The 17,676-nt window shown below is 51.8% G+C and carries 16 protein-coding genes; 9 read left to right on the forward strand and 7 right to left on the reverse strand.

All coding sequences use genetic code 11. The features are described from left to right. Positions 1 to 278 precede the first annotated feature (278 nt). The 3 genes from malM to ubiA all read left to right on the forward strand — a co-directional run bounded on the left by malM (position 279) and on the right by ubiA (position 2,760). Entirely contained in the window at positions 279 to 1,199 is a 921-nt protein-coding gene (malM, locus tag C7B16_RS15340; protein ID WP_001517567.1) for a maltose operon protein MalM, read from the forward strand. 178 nt (positions 1,200 to 1,377) lie between these two features. After that, complete coding sequence (ubiC, locus tag C7B16_RS15350) at positions 1,378 to 1,875, forward strand: chorismate lyase (protein ID WP_000019214.1); 498 nt, start codon at positions 1,378 to 1,380, stop codon at positions 1,873 to 1,875. Between the two features lie 12 nt (positions 1,876 to 1,887). Then, entirely contained in the window at positions 1,888 to 2,760 is an 873-nt protein-coding gene (ubiA, locus tag C7B16_RS15355) for a 4-hydroxybenzoate octaprenyltransferase (protein ID WP_000455236.1), read from the forward strand. 212 nt (positions 2,761 to 2,972) lie between these two features. On the opposite strand, the gene plsB is transcribed toward ubiA, so the two are convergent. After that, positions 2,973 to 5,396, reverse strand: a complete 2,424-nt coding sequence (gene plsB, locus C7B16_RS15360) for a glycerol-3-phosphate 1-O-acyltransferase PlsB (protein ID WP_001517568.1) — start codon at positions 5,394 to 5,396, stop codon at positions 2,973 to 2,975. A gap of 170 nt (positions 5,397 to 5,566) precedes the next feature. Between plsB and dgkA the strand changes: the two genes are divergently transcribed. The 4 genes from dgkA to C7B16_RS15380 all read left to right on the forward strand — a co-directional run bounded on the left by dgkA (position 5,567) and on the right by C7B16_RS15380 (position 8,376). Beyond that, positions 5,567 to 5,935 (forward strand): diacylglycerol kinase, encoded by a 369-nt coding sequence (gene dgkA, locus C7B16_RS15365; RefSeq protein ID WP_000002905.1) that lies wholly within the window; start codon positions 5,567 to 5,569, stop codon positions 5,933 to 5,935. A gap of 109 nt (positions 5,936 to 6,044) precedes the next feature. Further along, entirely contained in the window at positions 6,045 to 6,653 is a 609-nt protein-coding gene (gene lexA / locus C7B16_RS15370) for a transcriptional repressor LexA (RefSeq protein WP_000646076.1), read from the forward strand. Positions 6,654 to 6,725: 72 nt separating this feature from the next. After that, positions 6,726 to 8,051 (forward strand): MATE family efflux transporter DinF, encoded by a 1,326-nt coding sequence (gene dinF / locus C7B16_RS15375; protein WP_143192606.1) that lies wholly within the window; start codon positions 6,726 to 6,728, stop codon positions 8,049 to 8,051. Between the two features lie 115 nt (positions 8,052 to 8,166). Next, complete coding sequence (locus C7B16_RS15380; protein WP_001030602.1) at positions 8,167 to 8,376, forward strand: CsbD family protein; 210 nt, start codon at positions 8,167 to 8,169, stop codon at positions 8,374 to 8,376. Positions 8,377 to 8,417: 41 nt separating this feature from the next. Here C7B16_RS15380 and zur read toward each other — a convergent pair whose 3' ends face one another. After that, positions 8,418 to 8,933, reverse strand: a complete 516-nt coding sequence (gene zur, locus C7B16_RS15385) for a zinc uptake transcriptional repressor Zur (protein WP_000416265.1) — start codon at positions 8,931 to 8,933, stop codon at positions 8,418 to 8,420. Between the two features lie 153 nt (positions 8,934 to 9,086). Between zur and dusA the strand changes: the two genes are divergently transcribed. Together dusA and pspG are read left to right on the forward strand one after the other, a co-directional pair. Further along, positions 9,087 to 10,082, forward strand: a complete 996-nt coding sequence (gene dusA, locus C7B16_RS15390) for a tRNA dihydrouridine(20/20a) synthase DusA (protein ID WP_001272039.1) — start codon at positions 9,087 to 9,089, stop codon at positions 10,080 to 10,082. 135 nt (positions 10,083 to 10,217) lie between these two features. Then, the gene (gene pspG, locus C7B16_RS15395; protein WP_000891405.1) at positions 10,218 to 10,460 is read left to right on the forward strand and encodes an envelope stress response protein PspG; all 243 of its coding nucleotides are present in this window, start codon (positions 10,218 to 10,220) and stop codon (positions 10,458 to 10,460) included. A gap of 163 nt (positions 10,461 to 10,623) precedes the next feature. On the opposite strand, the gene C7B16_RS15400 is transcribed toward pspG, so the two are convergent. The 5 genes from C7B16_RS15400 to C7B16_RS15420 form a co-directional block, all read right to left on the reverse strand. Next, positions 10,624 to 11,607 carry a quinone oxidoreductase gene (locus C7B16_RS15400; protein ID WP_000235536.1) on the reverse strand — a complete coding sequence of 328 codons (984 nt, stop codon included), beginning with the start codon at positions 11,605 to 11,607 and terminating at the stop codon, positions 10,624 to 10,626. An 83-nt stretch (positions 11,608 to 11,690) separates the two neighbouring features. Further along, positions 11,691 to 13,760, reverse strand: coding sequence for an FAD-binding protein (locus C7B16_RS15405; protein ID WP_107179877.1), 2,070 nt, complete (start codon positions 13,758 to 13,760; stop codon positions 11,691 to 11,693). Beyond that, positions 13,750 to 15,150, reverse strand: a complete 1,401-nt coding sequence (locus C7B16_RS15410) for an MFS transporter (RefSeq protein WP_107179878.1) — start codon at positions 15,148 to 15,150, stop codon at positions 13,750 to 13,752. Before C7B16_RS15410 ends, C7B16_RS15405 begins: the two co-directional genes overlap by 11 nt. 89 nt (positions 15,151 to 15,239) lie before the next feature. Beyond that, positions 15,240 to 16,019, reverse strand: coding sequence for an enoyl-CoA hydratase/isomerase family protein (locus C7B16_RS15415; RefSeq protein WP_000064839.1), 780 nt, complete (start codon positions 16,017 to 16,019; stop codon positions 15,240 to 15,242). Next, positions 16,012 to 17,583 (reverse strand): acyl CoA:acetate/3-ketoacid CoA transferase, encoded by a 1,572-nt coding sequence (locus tag C7B16_RS15420; RefSeq protein WP_000337274.1) that lies wholly within the window; start codon positions 17,581 to 17,583, stop codon positions 16,012 to 16,014. The genes C7B16_RS15415 and C7B16_RS15420 overlap by 8 nt, the downstream gene beginning before the upstream one ends. Positions 17,584 to 17,676 lie beyond the last annotated feature (93 nt).

Consider the following 17,676-nt stretch of genomic DNA (forward strand, 5'->3'; position numbering starts at 1 on the left):
ATGCGACGCTGTCGCGTCTTATCAGGCCTACAACCGCTGTCGAATGTAGGCCGGATAAAGTGCTTGCACCGCATCCGGCAACCAACGCCTGATGCGACGCTGTCGCGTCTTATCAGGCCTACAACCGCTGTCGAATGTAGGCCGGATAAGGTGCTTGCACCGCATCCGGCATAAAAACAGGTTGTCATTATCTATAAAGGGCGTAAGCCCCTCTGTTTATCGGGTTTAGCGCGCTATTGCCTGGCCACCGCTGAACTCCAGATTTTGAGGTGAAAACAATGAAAATGAATAAAAGTCTCATCGCCCTCTGTTTATCAGCAGGGGTGCTGGCGAGTGCGCCTGGAATCAGCCTGGCCAACGTCAACTACGTACCGCAAAACACCAGCGACGCGCCAGCCATTCCATCTGCCGCGCTGCAACAATTAACCTGGACACCGGTCGACCAATCTAAGACTCAGACGACCCAACTGGCGACCGGCGGCCAACAACTGAACATCCCTGGTATCAGTGGCCCGGTTGCCGCATACAGCGTTCCGGCCAATATTGGCGAGCTTACTCTGACGCTGACCAGTGAAGTGAACAAACAAACCAGCGTATTTGCGCCGAATGTGCTGATTCTTGATCAAAACATGACGCCATCGGCCTTCTTCCCCAGCAGTTATTTCACCTATCAGGAACCCGGCGTCATGAGTGCCGATCGCCTGGAAGGGGTTATGCGCCTGACGCCAGCACTGGGGCAGCAAAAACTTTATGTTCTGGTCTTTACCACTGAAAAAGATCTCCAGCAGACGACCCAACTGCTCGACCCGGCAAAAGCCTATGCCAAAGGCGTTGGTAACTCGGTACCGGATATTCCAGATCCGGTTGCCCGTCATACCACTGATGGCTTGCTGAAGCTGAAAGTGAAGACCAACTCCAGCTCCAGCGTGTTGGTAGGGCCGCTGTTTGGTTCTTCCGCTCCTGCTCCGGTTACGGTAGGCAACACGGCAGCGCCAGCCGTAGCTGCGCCTGCTCCAGTGTCAGCGAAGAAAAGCGAACCTATGCTCAACGACACGGAAAGTTATTTTAATACCGCGATCAAAAACGCTGTCGCGAAAGGTGATGTTGATAAGGCGTTAAAACTGCTTGATGAAGCTGAACGTCTGGGATCGACATCTGCCCGTTCCACCTTTATCAGCAGTGTAAAAGGCAAGGGGTAATTACGCCCCACAGTGCTGATTTTGCAACAACTGGTGCGTCTTCTGATGCACCTTTTTTTCTCTCCCTTGGTGATTGTTGCGTTATTGTTGCGTATTAGATCACTTAATATGCTTTACATCTCCCGTTAACGCTTTTCTGCGATACAATGCCTTTACGTTATGTAACGGAGAGTTCGGCATGTCACACCCCGCGTTAACGCAACTGCGTGCGCTGCGCTATTTTGCAGAGATCCCTGCGCTGGAACCGCAACTGCTCGACTGGTTGTTGCTGGAAGATTCCATGACCAAACGTTTTGAACAGCAGGGAAAAACGGTGAGTGTGACGATGATCCGCGAAGGGTTTGTCGAGCAGAATGAAATCCCCGAAGAATTGCCGCTGCTGCCGAAAGAGTCTCGTTACTGGTTACGTGAAATTTTGTTATGTGCTGATGGTGAACCTTGGCTTGCCGGGCGTACCGTCGTTCCTGTGTCAACGTTAAGTGGCCCTGAGCTGGCGTTACAAAAATTGGGTAAAACGCCGTTAGGACGCTATCTGTTCACATCATCGACATTAACCCGGGACTTTATTGAGATAGGCCGTGATGCCGGACTGTGGGGACGACGTTCCCGCCTGCGATTAAGCGGTAAGCCGCTGCTGCTGACCGAACTGTTTTTACCGGCATCACCGTTGTACTAAGAGGAAAAAAATATGGAGTGGAGTCTGACGCAAAATAAGCTGCTGGCGTTTCACCGCTTAATGCGTACGGATAAGCCAATTGGCGCGTTACTGCTGCTCTGGCCAACTTTGTGGGCGCTATGGGTGGCGACACCAGGTGTTCCCCAGCTCTGGATCCTGGCGGTGTTTGTTGCTGGCGTCTGGCTAATGCGCGCCGCCGGTTGTGTAGTGAATGACTATGCTGACCGTAAGTTTGACGGTCATGTTAAGCGCACGGCAAACCGACCGCTTCCCAGTGGCGCGGTGACTGAGAAAGAGGCGCGCACACTGTTTGTGGTGCTGGTGCTAATTTCGTTCTTACTGGTGCTGACGCTGAATACGATGACCATTCTGTTGTCGATTGCTGCGCTGGTGCTGGCATGGGTTTACCCATTTATGAAACGTTATACCCATCTACCGCAAGTGGTGCTGGGCGCGGCGTTTGGCTGGTCGATTCCAATGGCTTTTGCCGCAGTGAGTGAGTCAGTACCGTTAAGCTGCTGGTTGATGTTCCTCGCCAATATTCTCTGGGCGGTGGCTTACGATACTCAGTACGCGATGGTTGACCGTGACGACGACGTAAAGATTGGCATTAAGTCCACGGCAATCTTGTTTGGTCAATACGATAAGTTGATTATCGGCATTTTGCAGGTCGGCGTACTGGTACTGATGGCGATTATTGGCGAGTTAAATGGCTTAGGCTGGGGATATTACTGGTCAATTCTGGTAGCGGGCGCGCTGTTTGTTTATCAACAAAAACTGATTGCCAACCGCGAGCGTGAAGCCTGCTTTAAAGCGTTTATGAATAATAACTATGTTGGCCTGGTACTATTTTTAGGGCTGGCAATGAGTTACTGGCATTTCTGATGATGTAAAAAAAGTCGGATGATTATGGACTGCACCTTAATCAGTTGGGTGTCCAACTTTTGGGGTGCAGTCCATTATCCGGCTTTTTTCTGTGAAAAGCTGCCTGATGCGCTGCGCTTATCAGCTCTACATAACACATCGCAATTTATTGAATTTGCAGGTCATGGTAGGCCAGATAAGGCGGTTTCGCCGCATCCGGCAACGCTCACCAATTACCCTTCGCCCTGCGTCGCACTCTCAATCGTCAAACGCACATCGGATGTAATCAACTCCGCCAGCAACTGGTACACCTTCATCGTCTCTGCCGGTTCGGCGTCGCCGCTGTCGCTGATATACCCTTCATCACGCAGCGTCAGCACCAGAGAACTGAACACCGCTTTGTCGAAGAACTCCGGTGCGTTGATGCCGTGTAGCACAGAGAGACGTTGTGCCACGGTGCGGCTCTCTTTTTCCAGCGTACCGCGGTTGATTGACGGGTTGGCGCTCAGCAGCCAGAAAGTGATGGCATAACGTTGCAGCGTTTCGCGCGCACCTGCGGCAAGCAACTGAAGCGTGCGGGAATGCGCCGGGTTGATATGCAATTCATCATCTTGCAGCGTAATCAGCCCCTGACGTTGCATCTCATTCGCCAGCGCATCAATCACACCCGGTAATTCGTCGCGATCCCAGCGCAAGAACAGCTCTGCTTTCAGCATTGGATACAGCACGTTAACGTGCTCCATCAATACGTCGCGGGAGATGTGGCGATGCTGCGTTACAATTGCCGCCATCAGTGAAGGCAGAACCAACATATGCGCAATATTGTTGCGATAGTAGGTCATCAGCACCGCTTGCTCACGCGGCAGAATGATGATGTCACCGATGGTGTCTTTCTCGACTTCAAACTTGTTCATCTGCAGCGCGTGATCGATAAGCTCACTGGCGCTGGCTGAAGGCACCGTTGAATCCGCGGAGTAAGGCACGTTGCGCATCAAATCGAGATAACAGTTGAGTTGCTCGGTTAACTGCTCGCGGGTGAGTGAGCGCTGACGTGACGCCAGAAGCGCAGTACAGCACAGGTTCATGGCGTTTGCCGCCCCTGCGTTGTTAATGCGTACCATCAGATCGGCGGCAATGTTATTCACCGTCGGCGTTAACCAGGCTGGACGCACCGCTTCGATGGGGTCGATTGATTCGCGCCAGTCCGGCACATGCTGGTTGAGATAGGTCATCAACGGCATTGGTTCACCGAAGTTGACATAGCCCTGTCCAAGATTACGCAGTTTGCTTAAGCCGCGCAGCATCTGTGGCAGGCTCTCTTTCTCTTTCGTCGCGCCGCGCAGTTCTTTGGCGTAAGTCCCCACTTCCATGACGTGCTCATAACCGATGTAGATCGGAATCAGCGTAATCGGGCGTGTACCGCCACGCAGCATCGCCTGAATGGTCATCGACAGGGTGCCGGTTTTTGGATCAAGCAGACGCCCCGTTCGCGAACGCCCACCCTCCACAAAGTACTCAACGGAATAACCACGGCTGAACAGTTCACCGAGATATTCGCGGAAAACTGTGGAGTAGAGTTTATTGCCTTTAAACGTACGGCGAATAAAGAACGCACCCAGACGGCGGAAAATCGGCCCGGCAGGCCAGAAGTTCAGGTTGATCCCAGCGGCGATATGCGGCGGCACCAGCCCCTGGTGATAAAGCACGTAAGAGAGCAGCAGGTAGTCCATGTGACTGCGATGGCAAGGCACATATACCAGCTCATGACCGTCGTGGGCCAACTGGCGAACGCGCTCGGCGTTATGGACGTTGATGCCCTGATAAAGCCGGTTCCAGGTGAAGCCCAGAATACGGTCAGTCAGGCGGATCATCTCGTAAGAGAAGTTCGCCGCAATCTCTTCCATCAGCGCAATAGCGTTTTGTTGCGCTTTTTCATGGGAGATTTTTTTGCTGCGGGCTTCATCTTCTACCGCTTTGGCAATGGCGCGGGAGGCAAGTAGCTTATTGAACAAGTCCTGACGGGCAGGCAGGCGTGGACCCACGGCAGCAAGGCGCTGGCGGGCAAAGTGCATACGTGCCACGCGCGCCAGTTTCTGGGCGATAATTTTATCCGTGCCGTGTTCATCAGCCATGCGACGCAGCGAAACTGACGGCGAGAAACGCACAAAACTGTCGCGACCAAGCCACAGTACGGCGAAAAATTTCTGCACGCCGTTGAGTATACGCAACGGTGGGTTTACTTCGCCTTTTTCGCGCCCCGGTGCACGACCAAACATCACCGATACCGGCACCATCTGCACATCCAGATTCGGGTTGCTGCGGTGCAGGTCGAGATAATCGTGGAACAGCTTAATGGATTCTTCTTTTGGCGTGTAATAGGTGAAAACACGCGGCCCGCCGTGAATAAACACATAGCGTGGCAGCAGCGTGCCGTCGATCTCCAGCGGCTCTAATGGGTCGGGCAGATCATGTGCCAGACACTGGGCGCGCAACGTCAGCAAATCCGCTTTTGAGTTGTACGGTAAAACGTACATAATTGGACGAGAGGTATCGAGTCCCAGTTCCGGGGCAGGATCTGCCGGAATAGACTTGCTTTTTACCAGGATGCTTAATGGTAAATTCAGTAATTTGTAGTAAATTCGTGGCCAGCCGGACATAAACGATGTAAAGCCTCTGGTTAATAATGCAAATGCGCGGCAAGGATAGCAGAAAGTCATGGGAAATTCTGTGGTATCCGCTCATGTTTCGCGCGGCGTTATGCAAACCCGAGTCATCGGATTTAACGGTACACTGATATTGACGCTCATAATGTAAAAAGGTTCTTTCAATGGCCAATAATACCACTGGATTCACTCGAATTATCAAAGCTGCTGGCTATTCCTGGAAAGGGTTACGCGCAGCATGGATCAACGAAGCGGCATTCCGTCAGGAAGGCGTTGCGGTATTGTTGGCGGTGATCATCGCCTGCTGGCTGGATGTGGACGCGATAACCCGCGTACTGCTTATTAGCTCCGTCATGTTGGTCATGATCGTAGAAATTCTCAATAGCGCCATCGAGGCCGTAGTTGACCGTATTGGCTCCGAATACCATGAGCTTTCCGGGCGAGCGAAAGATATGGGGTCCGCGGCGGTGTTGATCGCGATTATCGTCGCAGTGATTACCTGGTGCATCCTGTTATGGTCGCATTTTGGATAACCCTTCCAGAATTCGATAAATCTCTGGTTTATTGTGCAGTTTATGGTTCCAAAATCACCTTTTGCTGTATATACTCACAGCATAACTGTATATACACCCAGGGGGCGGAATGAAAGCGTTAACGGCCAGGCAGCAAGAGGTGTTTGATCTCATTCGTGATCACATCAGCCAGACAGGTATGCCGCCGACGCGTGCGGAAATCGCGCAGCGTTTGGGGTTCCGTTCCCCAAATGCGGCTGAAGAACATCTGAAGGCGCTGGCACGCAAAGGCGTTATTGAAATTGTTTCCGGCGCATCGCGCGGGATCCGTCTGTTGCATGAAGAGGAAGAAGGGCTGCCGCTGGTAGGCCGTGTGGCTGCTGGTGAACCGCTTCTGGCGCAACAGCATATTGAAGGTCATTATCAGGTCGATCCTTCCCTGTTCAAACCGAATGCCGATTTCCTGCTGCGCGTCAGCGGGATGTCGATGAAAGATATCGGCATTATGGATGGCGATCTGCTGGCAGTGCATAAAACCCAGGATGTACGTAATGGTCAGGTCGTTGTCGCGCGTATTGATGACGAAGTTACCGTTAAACGTCTGAAAAAGCAGGGTAATAAAGTCGAACTGCTGCCAGAAAACAGTGAGTTTAAACCGATTGTCGTTGACCTTCGTCAGCAGAGCTTCACTATTGAAGGGCTGGCAGTTGGGGTTATTCGCAACGGCGACTGGCTGTAATATATCTCTGATACCGCGATGCCGCCTGGCGTCGCGGTTTGTTTTTCATCTCTCTTCATCAGGCTTGTCGGCATGGCATTCCTCACTTCATCTGATAAAGCGCTCTGGCATCTCGCCTTACCCATGATCTTCTCCAATATTACCGTTCCCTTGCTGGGGTTGGTTGATACGGCGGTTATTGGTCATCTTGATAGTCCGGTTTATCTGGGCGGCGTGGCGGTTGGTGCAACGGCGACCAGCTTTCTCTTTATGCTGTTGCTGTTTTTGCGTATGAGTACTACCGGGCTTACTGCACAGGCTTTTGGTGCTCAAAATCCTCAGGCATTAGCGCGGGCGCTGGTGCAGCCGTTGCTGTTGGCGTTGGGGGCTGGGGCGTTGATTGCTCTACTGCGTACGCCGATTATCGATCTGGCGCTGCATATTGTTGGCGGTAGCGAAGCAGTGCTGGAACAGGCGCGGCGCTTTCTTGAAATCCGTTGGCTAAGCACCCCGGCGTCGCTGGCGAATCTGGTGCTGCTTGGCTGGTTGCTCGGTGTGCAATATGCCCGTGCGCCAGTGATTTTGTTAGTGGTTGGCAATATCCTCAACATTGTGCTGGATATCTGGCTGGTGATGGGACTGCATATGAACGTGCAGGGCGCAGCGCTGGCGACGGTTGTTGCAGAATATGCGACGTTGCTGATTGGTCTGCTCATGGTACGTAAAATCCTCAAACTGCGCGGTATCTCCGGCGAAATGCTGAAAACAGCCTGGCGAGGAAATTTCCGTCGCTTACTGGCGCTTAACCGCGACATCATGCTTCGCTCATTGCTGTTGCAACTCTGCTTTGGTGCAATAACGGTTATTGGCGCGCGGCTGGGGAGCGATATTATCGCTGTTAACGCGGTTCTGATGACGTTACTCACCTTCACCGCCTATGCGTTGGATGGCTTTGCCTACGCCGTTGAAGCGCATTCTGGTCAGGCGTATGGCGCGCGTGACGGTAGTCAATTGCTGGATATCTGGCGCGCAGCGTGCCGCCAGTCAGGTGTCGTGGCACTGTTGTTTTCTGTAGTTTATCTGCTGGCAGGGGAACACATTATCGCGTTGCTGACCTCGTTAACCCAAATTCAGAATCTGGCCGATCGTTACCTTATCTGGCAGGTCATTTTGCCGCTGGTGGGAGTCTGGTGTTATCTGCTGGATGGCATGTTTATTGGCGCAACGCGCGCCGCCGAAATGCGAAACAGCATGGCAGTGGCAGCGGCAGGTTTTGCACTTACGTTACTTACATTGCCGTGGTTGGGTAATCATGGGTTGTGGTTGGCATTAACCGTCTTTCTGGCTCTGCGCGGGCTTTCTCTGGCGGCTATCTGGCGGCGTCACTGGCGCAATGGAACCTGGTTTGCTGAAACGTGATGGTTAAAAATTCTGAATAAATAATCCTGAGCCAAATTCCTGACTACACTTAATCCCACGTTCAGAAGAAAAGCGAGCGTACTCTCATTCACCACCTAACGATGAGGACTTGAATATGAATAAAGACGAAGTCGGCGGTAACTGGAAACAGTTCAAAGGTAAAGTGAAAGAGCAATGGGGAAAACTGACCGATGATGATATGACGGTCATTGAAGGTAAACGTGACCAGTTAGTGGGTAAAATCCAGGAACGTTACGGTTACCAGAAAGATCAGGCAGAGAAAGAGGTTGATAGCTGGGAAAAACGCCATGATTACCGCTGGTAATTAATCCCTCCTGCCCGATGTGTACAAGGACGTACGCCCTCTTAACGTGGTTTCTTTTTCACCTGTACAGAGTGGTCATGCTGGCACTGATCATGATGGCGACACGCTTCTACTTCCACGCACGCTGCACATAATCCGTGCGCTTCAATCACATTATGCCGCAGGGCAAAACCCATTTTTGCCGCCAGTGTATGCATGATGTCTTCTACACCTTCCGCACACTCTTCTTTCACTGCGCCGCAGCGATCGCAAATAAACATTGCGGAGGTATGAGTTGGCTGATCGAACAGATGGCAGAGCACATAGCTGTTGGTGGATTCCACCTTATGTACAAAACCCTGCTCAAGCAGAAAATCTAGTGCGCGATAAACCGTTGGCGGCTTGGCTTGCGGCTCGGCTTCACGCAGCAAATCAAGCAGATCGTAGGCGCTGATTGCCCCTTCCTGCAGACTCATCAAACGCAACACTTCCAGGCGCTGCGGGGTCAGGCGCACATTTCGCTGCGCACAGAGTTTCTCAGCCTGCGCTAATAACTCCTGCGTTGTGGTCTTTTCCATTGGGCACCTCAAAGTGGGGTTAAGAATGTCCTTACTTTACCATAGTTCTCACTTAAACGCCGAGAACAGGGGACATAGCTGTCACATTGCCTGATCGCATATTCGTTATGCTATAGTAGCGCCCCAAATTCACCGGATGCTTAAAAAATCGCCATGTCAGCAGAATCACAAACCGCTTATCCCGCACACCGTTTCTCGATTGCTCCTATGCTCGACTGGACGGACAGACACTGCCGCTATTTCCTGCGTCTGCTTTCCCGCAATACGTTGCTCTATACCGAAATGGTGACCACCGGGGCGATTATTCACGGTAAAGGTGATTACCTGGCGTACAGTGAAGAAGAGCATCCGGTGGCGTTGCAGTTGGGTGGAAGCGATCCGGCGGCGCTGGCGCAATGTGCGAAGTTGGCACAAGCGCGCGGATACGATGAGATCAACCTGAATGTTGGCTGCCCATCTGACCGGGTGCAGAACGGGATGTTTGGCGCGTGCCTGATGGGCAATGCGCAATTGGTAGCCGACTGCGTGAAAGCGATGCGCGATGTGGTGTCGATTCCGGTGACGGTGAAAACGCGTATTGGCATTGATGATCAGGACAGTTATGAATTTCTCTGTGATTTCATCAACACCGTTTCCGGCAAAGGCGAATGCGAGATGTTTATCATCCACGCGCGTAAAGCCTGGCTTTCTGGTTTAAGTCCGAAAGAAAACCGTGAAATCCCGCCGCTCGATTACCCGCGCGTCTATCAACTGAAGCGTGATTTCCCGCATCTGACGATGTCGATTAACGGTGGTATTAAGTCGCTGGAAGAGGCTAAAGCGCATTTGCAACATATGGATGGTGTGATGGTCGGGCGCGAGGCGTATCAAAACCCCGGCATTCTGGCGGCGGTGGATCGTGAGATTTTTGGTTCCTCGGATACCGATGCCGATCCGGTGGCGGTGGTACGAGCCATGTATCCGTACATTGAACGCGAGCTTAGCCAGGGTACGTATCTCGGTCATATCACCCGCCATATGTTGGGGTTGTTCCAGGGGATCCCTGGCGCGCGGCAGTGGCGGCGTTATTTAAGTGAAAATGCCCATAAAGCAGGTGCCGATATTAACGTGCTGGAACACGCGCTCAAACTGGTGGCGGACAAGCGTTAATTTTTCACCATAAAGTAGTCAAATTCACTACGCCCTGCGCACGGTCGCGGGGCGTTTTCTTTGATAAATCAATATATTAGTTTTTGGCATGATTCTTGTAATGGCAGCAAGAGATTTCATTTTTGGGAGAACATCATGCTGGAACTACTTTTCGTTATTGGCTTTTTTGTCATGTTGATGGTCACTGGTGTTTCGTTGCTGGGTATTATCGCCGCGCTGGTTGTGGCGACGGCCATTATGTTCCTCGGCGGTATGCTGGCATTGATGATCAAGTTGTTGCCGTGGCTGTTGTTGGCGATTGCAGTAGTGTGGGTAATCAAGACGATTAAAGCACCAAAAGTGCCGAAATATCAGCGCTATGACCGCTGGCGTTACTAAGGGATTGTGCGGATGATCACAACCTAAGGTTTTATCCTTAGAACAAAATAGGAATTGATAATCAAATCTGTCACTATTGCGCGTCAAACAAATTCATCGAGCTGTACCCTACATACAGCCGAACTATAAAAGAAAGGGCTTCCCAGGTGGAAGCCCAATTTCTTTATGGGATCAGTAGACTGGAACCCTGCGTTGCCCGGCTTTCCAGAATCTCATGCGCGCGCCGCGCATCCTTCAGCGGATATTTTTGTTGCTCCGCGACATCGACCTTAATCACGCCGCTGGCAATTAATGAAAACAGTTCATTACTGGCTTCGGTTAACTCATCTCGCGTAGTGATATAGCCTTGCAAGGAAGGGCGCGTCACATACAGCGAGCCTTTCTGATTGAGAATGCCTAAGTTCACACCGGTAACCGCGCCTGATGAGTTGCCAAAACTGACCATTAAACCGCGACGTTGCAGACAATCCAGCGACCGTTCCCAGGTATCTTTGCCTACGGAATCGTATACCACGCGCACTTTCTTGCCGTCGGTGATCTCTTTTAATCGCTCGACCAGATTTTCGTCGCGATAGTTAATCACCTGCCATGCCCCGGCTTTTATGGCACTTTGTGCTTTTTGCGCGGTGCTCACGGTGCCAATAAGTTTCGCCCCTAAGGCTTTCGCCCACTGACAGGCTATCAGGCCCACACCACCCGCCGCGGCATGAAACAGGAATTGCTCGTCAGGTTTGATTTCATAGGTTTTACGCAGCAGATAATAAACCGTTAAGCCTTTCAGGAACGAGGCGGCAGCTTGCTCAAAAGAGATCGCTGCTGGCAGAATCGCTGCTTTATCAGCATTGACGTTATGCACAGAACTGTAAGCCCCTAATGCCGCCTGCGCATAGACCACGCGATCGCCTGCTTTAATATGTTTCACACTACTGCCGACTTTACTTACTATGCCAGCCGCTTCGGTGCCTAATCCACTGGGCAGTGATGGCGGCGGATAAAGGCCGCTGCGGATATACGTGTCGATAAAATTGATGCCAATCGCTTTATTTTCGACCTGGATTTCATTCTCTGCTGGATCGGCAGGAGTAAACTCCACGGCTTGCAGTACTTCCGGGCCACCATGCTTGTGAAATTCGATGCGCGTTGCCATTTAAACTCCTTTACTGAGCGACATATCTGTTTTAAGCCTAACAGTAGTCGCCAGGCCACGCGGGGATTTTTTCCGGTCTGCGGTCACAACCCGGAATATCTCTGGTCAGTATGAAACAGCGTCGCCAAAATCCAGTTTTGCCACTGGTGCTCAAAGTTGGTTAGCGTTAATACGCCTCGCTCACGGCACGGGCGAGTCCAGGTTTGGTAACTATTAGCATCCAGACAAACACAAATCATAAATTGCCGGGCATCCTGATTTTCAGGCCGAAAACGCCAGGTCAGGAGTGGCCCACCGGGTGTTTGCGGTGCGATACCGGCTTCACCATCATAGATCGCTCTGGCACCACGACTTCCTCCACCGTTTTCGATATAGCATTGTAAAGAGCGCAGTACCGCCAGCGCCAGTTGCGCACTTTGCCGCCACTGGAAAGATTGGGCGAGGCTGTTTTCATCGCTTTGAATACCTTCCCGGCGAATATCTTCACAGAGTGTTGCTATGGTTTGCGTGGCAGCGTTGAGCCCCTGTGTATGACACAAAATTGCGGCATGGTGGCTCATGGTATTTTGTATCGCTTCTCGCACGTCGTCGCGCAGCAGTCCCTGATTCAGGTACTGTTGCGCCTCGTTAATCGTACTGAGAATTTGTTGCCTCTCGAGAGGGAGGTTTTGGCTTTTCTGATGAGCAATATGCAATGCACAGCGGCGGGCAAAAACTTGCCCGGCATTGAGCGCTGATCCACCAGGGCGCGTGACACCATGTGTTCCGGCATTTTCTCCGACAGCATAACAACCAATTAGCGAGGTACGCCCCCAAATATCAACATCAATTCCGCCATTAAGATGTTGATTGTTTAACGTAAATTTTAGTGGTGAGGCAGTCAGGTCATGACCATGCATCTGATACAAACGAAGAGCCAGTGGATTCATCTGTGTTAATCGAGCCAGTGGTTGCGCTAACAGAGCGTGATTTTCTTGCAGATAGCCGATGACATCATCATCCAGTTCCTGCAGGTTGAATGGCGTTCCGTCCGCTGCGGGGGCCGGTTCCTGCAGAAAATCGAGGAAAACATCGCGCCCTTTTTGTGTCTCCTCATATACCGCGACATCTAGCAGGCTGGAGCCATAGTCCAGCATTCGTTCCGCGTGAAACGGCCATTGGTAACCTTTGCGAAATATAGCGGAGGCCAGCATACGAGTCGTGGGGTAATAAGCTGCCAGAAAATTATACTGACGTCCGGAGTGGTCCTGCGAGTAGATGCGCGGCATTGCTTGCATGTAAGTACCGGAAAGATTCCACGGAAACTGGCTGCGCGGTGTACCGATACCAAACTGACTTTCCGTAAGATTCACCAGGGTTATACCTGCTTCCAGTGCCATGCCCAACGCACTAAAGCAGTTCACCGGATAGACACTGTCACGATAAAGTTCACCAGGCCCGCCCGTGGCTAAAACCAGATGTTGGCAGCGAATCACTACCATTCGCCAGGGATTATCCCGACAGGCTTTATCGATTGCGATCACCCCTGCGACTCGTCTATTTTCTCCTTCATCACTGGTCAGGATACGAATCGCTGTTGTGTGATCGCAAAGAGGGATATTAAGGCGCATTGCCTCCTGAGCCAGCACCTTAACCATCAGGCGCGATGTGCGTGGGCCGCAACTGGTTGCGCGGCCAAACTCATCGTGATCGGTTTGATAACGCAACGTTGCGCCAAAGAGATCTTCTGGCAGATCCAGACCCAGATATTTCAGTACTTCACAGGTGTTCACTGATCCGACGGCCTCAACATATGCAGTGTCATAATCCATCGAACCACCCGCCGCCAGAGAGTCACTTAATGCCAGAAAATGGTCACCATTTGCACGAGTATTGGCGGTGTGAAGCGTTTGTTTATCAGAACCAGAACAGGCGGAAGTGCCCCAGAAGGCTTTGCTGGAGGCTACCATCACATCGACATTCTGTCGCTTGAGCTCAACTGCGGCACGCCACCCGGCGGCACCGCTTCCCAAAACCAGAGTGTTGCAAAGGTACTCTGGCAATAGTGAACCGTTGAGGTCGATATACCCGCTGGTCTGAGCCAGCGGTGCGTAATGGGGCATTTTCACGTCTATCAGGGAATCGATAATGGATTCAGAGACATTATGCGTCATGGTATGACCCCGTAGTTTGATTGCGTCGGGAGACGGTGATCACGCTTGCATCGGCCAGATCATCAAGATCACGATCGCGTGTTTCTGGCGCAAAAAAGGTCGCAATGATCGTGCCAACGGTCAACAGACTGAGGTAAATCGCAATTGGCATCCAGGCGGCAATACCGCTTGGATCGTTGGTGTGAATTACCCAGGAGATGATGGCTGAGCCAACCAGCGGGGCGATCCCACCCGCGATAACTGCAGAAACTTCCCTTGCCAGTGCTACGCCAATATAACGATGGCGGGCACCAAACAATTCCGGCAGGAAAGCGCCCTGAGCGCCGAACATCCCCCATGCCCCAACACCCAACGCCAGAGAAAGAGAGACAATCGTGACCGGAACATTGCCGTGGCTGAAAGACCACCATACCGGAAAGGTGATCAATAGCTGAAAAATTGCCAGGCTGCGATAGACAATAACCCTGCCGAAGCGGTCTGTCAGCCAACCAGCAACGGGCACCATAATTGCGCCTACCACCACCGCGGACATTAGACACAGTGTGCCGACCGATTTATCCAGCCCAACCACACCAACGATATAGCTAATAGCTAAAGCCTGATAAATCGAAGAGCCGCCGTTTTCTGCCAGGCGCAAACCAATCCCCACGAAGACGTTGCGGCGTGACGTTTTCAGCAAATTGCGTAAAGGTGATTCTGTAACTTGTTGGCGAGCTTCAAGTTTGGCGAATGACGGTGACTCTTTAAGATGCAGACGAATATAAATGGCCACCGCGATAATCACCACGCTGGAGAGGAAGGGCAGACGCCACCACCAGGTTTCGGCAAGATTTGTCACATTGTGGAGCAGGATGAAGTAAACGGCAGATGCCATAAACGTGCCAATCTGAATACCAAGGAACGGCAGCGCAGCGTAATAACCCCGTTTGCCGTTGGGGGCATATTCGGTCATCAGTACAGCCGCTCCAGCCTGTTCCGCACCCGTGCCAAGCCCTTGTAACAGGCGTAATGCGATAAGCATGATCGGTGCCCAGATCCCTGCTGTTTCGTAGGTGGGTAAAACCCCAATCAACGTGCTGGCGATCCCCATTAACAACACCGTTGCGAGCAGGACAAATTTACGTCCCAGACGATCACCTAATGAGCCGAAGAGAATGCCGCCTACCGGTCTGACGGCAAACCCGAGAAAGTAAGTACCAAAACTGGCGATAAGCGCCATTCCCGGTTCCTGATTAGGAAAAAAGAGTGGCCCAAAAATAATGGCGGAGGCCAGGCTGTAAAGTGCGAAATCGTAGTATTCCAGTGCGCTGCCGAGAGAGCAGGTCCACGCCGCGCGACGTAGATCTGCTGATGAAACATTCGTTTTTTCAGCTAGTTGTGTAGGTTGCATGATGTATCTCCTTTCAGACGGATAAAAGAGAACCGCCCAAAATCAATGGGATTCTGCGTTGTTGTTAAAATCCAAAATGAAACGTTAAGTTATCGGGCGCTAAAGTTCGGTTGACGCTTCTCGGCAAATGCCTGACTGCCTTCACGAGCATCTTGAGTAGTGGAGGAAAAAGCGCCAGCCAGTGCTTCAAGCGTTGAGGCCACGGCAATACCTTCACCGGCATCAATAACCTGTTTGGCTAGCTGCACAGCAATGGGAGCGCGCTGGGCGATACGTTGTGCCAGTTGCTGCCCGGCATCGTGTAACGCTTCTCTGGCGACAACACGATTTACCAGTCCGCAGGACAGTGCACGTTGCGCATCCAGTGGTTCGCCCGTAAATATCAATTCTTTCACCAGTGAGCGCCCAATCAGTGCCGTCAGCCGCTGAGTACCTGACCAGCCAGGCACTGTCGCCAGCCCGGTTTCTGGTAGCGCCATCCGTGCTTCGTCGCTACAAATACGGATATCGGCGGTAGCAGCCAGTTCCAGGCCACCGCCATAGGCGAGGCCGTGCATCAGAGCAATTACGGGCTGTGGCAGTTGTGCCAGTGCGTCAAATGCCTGATGACCGCGACGGATCCAGTTGCGCCACATATCGAGCGCAGAAAGAGAGGACCAGCGATGAATATCCGCGCCGACACAAAATGCTTTTTCACTGGCACTGGTCAGTAGTACCACGCGGATCTCCGAATCAGTTTCCAGCGTATGGCAATGTGTCAGTAGCTGTTCAAGCATCTCCGGAGTTAATGCGTTGAGTTTCGCCGGGCGGTTAATCACCAGTGTGGCAACGAAATCGTTGCGCAGGAGGTCAATGGTGCCGTTACTCATGGTCACTTCCTTGTTGAAAATAGAGGGGATTCATTAACTTGAGATCGTCTGCCAGACGGAGTGGGGCATCGCTTTGGGAGAGAATGTCGCGTTCAGGCTCAATACCCGGGGCAATTTCCGTGACCAGTAACCCGTCTGGTGTTAATTCCAACACGCAGCGTTCAGTGATGTATTGCACTTGTTGACCTCGCGCCATCGCGCGTTTGCCAGAGAACGTCACGTGGGCGACTTCTTGCACCAGTTTTTTGGCTTTGCCTTCTTTAATGATACGTAGTTGGCCATCTTCCAGTTGTAGCTGTGCACCTGCATTGAAAAAGCCAGAGAAAATAATCCGCTTCGCATGTGAAGTGATATCAATAAAACCACCGCATCCGGCAGTCACATGTGGACGAGCGGGCAGATGCGAGACGTTTACTGAGCCATCTGCGCCGATTTGTAAAAATGACATCAGAGTGAGATCAAAGCCACCGCCCTGGAAATAGGTGAATTGCTGGGGAGAGGGCAAAAATGCTTCCGCATTAGAAGCGCAGCCGAACTGAAATTCCAGCAGTGGAACTCCGCCAATCGCCCCTTGTTCCAGCAGCCAGGTGACGTCACCGTGGCGACCTTGTTCCAGCAAAATACGCGGCACGTTGGCAGAAATACCAAAGCCAATATTTACCGCATCGCCACGTTGTAGTTCTTGCGCGACTCGCTGGGCAATAACCCGCGCCGGGCTATGTTCCATATAACTAAAGTCTGACAGCGGACGACTGATTTCGCCGGAAATAGCAGGTTCGTATTGCGTTTGCGTGGTTTGTGTTTGTTCCGGTGCAATTACGATGTAATCCACCAATACACCAGGAATACGCACCTCTTTTGGTTTCAGGCTTCCGGCAGCAACCTGCCGTTTTACTTGCGCAATTACGATTCCACCGTTATTGCGAACGGCGGTGGCTTGTTCCAGTGGCCCAAGATAAGCCCCTTCATGTTCATAAGTCAGATTGCCGCGTTCATCGGCAGTAGTAGCGCGAATGATAGCCACCTGGGGCACGATACTGGGGAAAAACAGCCAGTCGTCGTTAGCAAATCGAACACGTTCAACCAGAGATTGTTGCGCCGCTTTTTCATTCATTGCACCGCCCTGCAACAGGGGATCTACATAAGTATCCATACCTGTTTGTGTCAGCACGCCAGGGCGATGAGCCGCGGCTTCCCGGTGCATATCAAATAAGATCCCGGAAGGCAGATTCCAGGCGGGGATCGCGTTGTCATTGATCATTTGCCAGATTAACGGAGGCGTCATTGATGATGGCCCGGAGGGGTAGGAGCCTGCGATCACTTTTGCCAGTAAGCCCGGTTGCGCCAGATGATCGACACCTTTTACGCCATACATATCACCTGCAGCGATAGGGTGGATGGTAGTGATGTTTTGCGGATGTCCGGCACGTTGAAAGCGTTCACCTATTGCCGCCAGCACGACATCCGGGCAACCCATTCCACTGGAGGAGGAGACGGTGACAACTGCGCCATCAGCAATCAAATCTGCAGCTTCCGATGCAGTGATCGTGCGTACAGAGCACATAATAATTTCCTTATTTCGATATAAAAATAATTAAAAATATGCATGTATAACAATGTAATAGTGATTATAAATTAATTGGAACGATCTAATTTA

This window comes from Escherichia sp. 20412-1, from assembly GCF_003027595.1.
GTDB lineage: Bacteria > Pseudomonadota > Gammaproteobacteria > Enterobacterales > Enterobacteriaceae > Escherichia > Escherichia marmotae.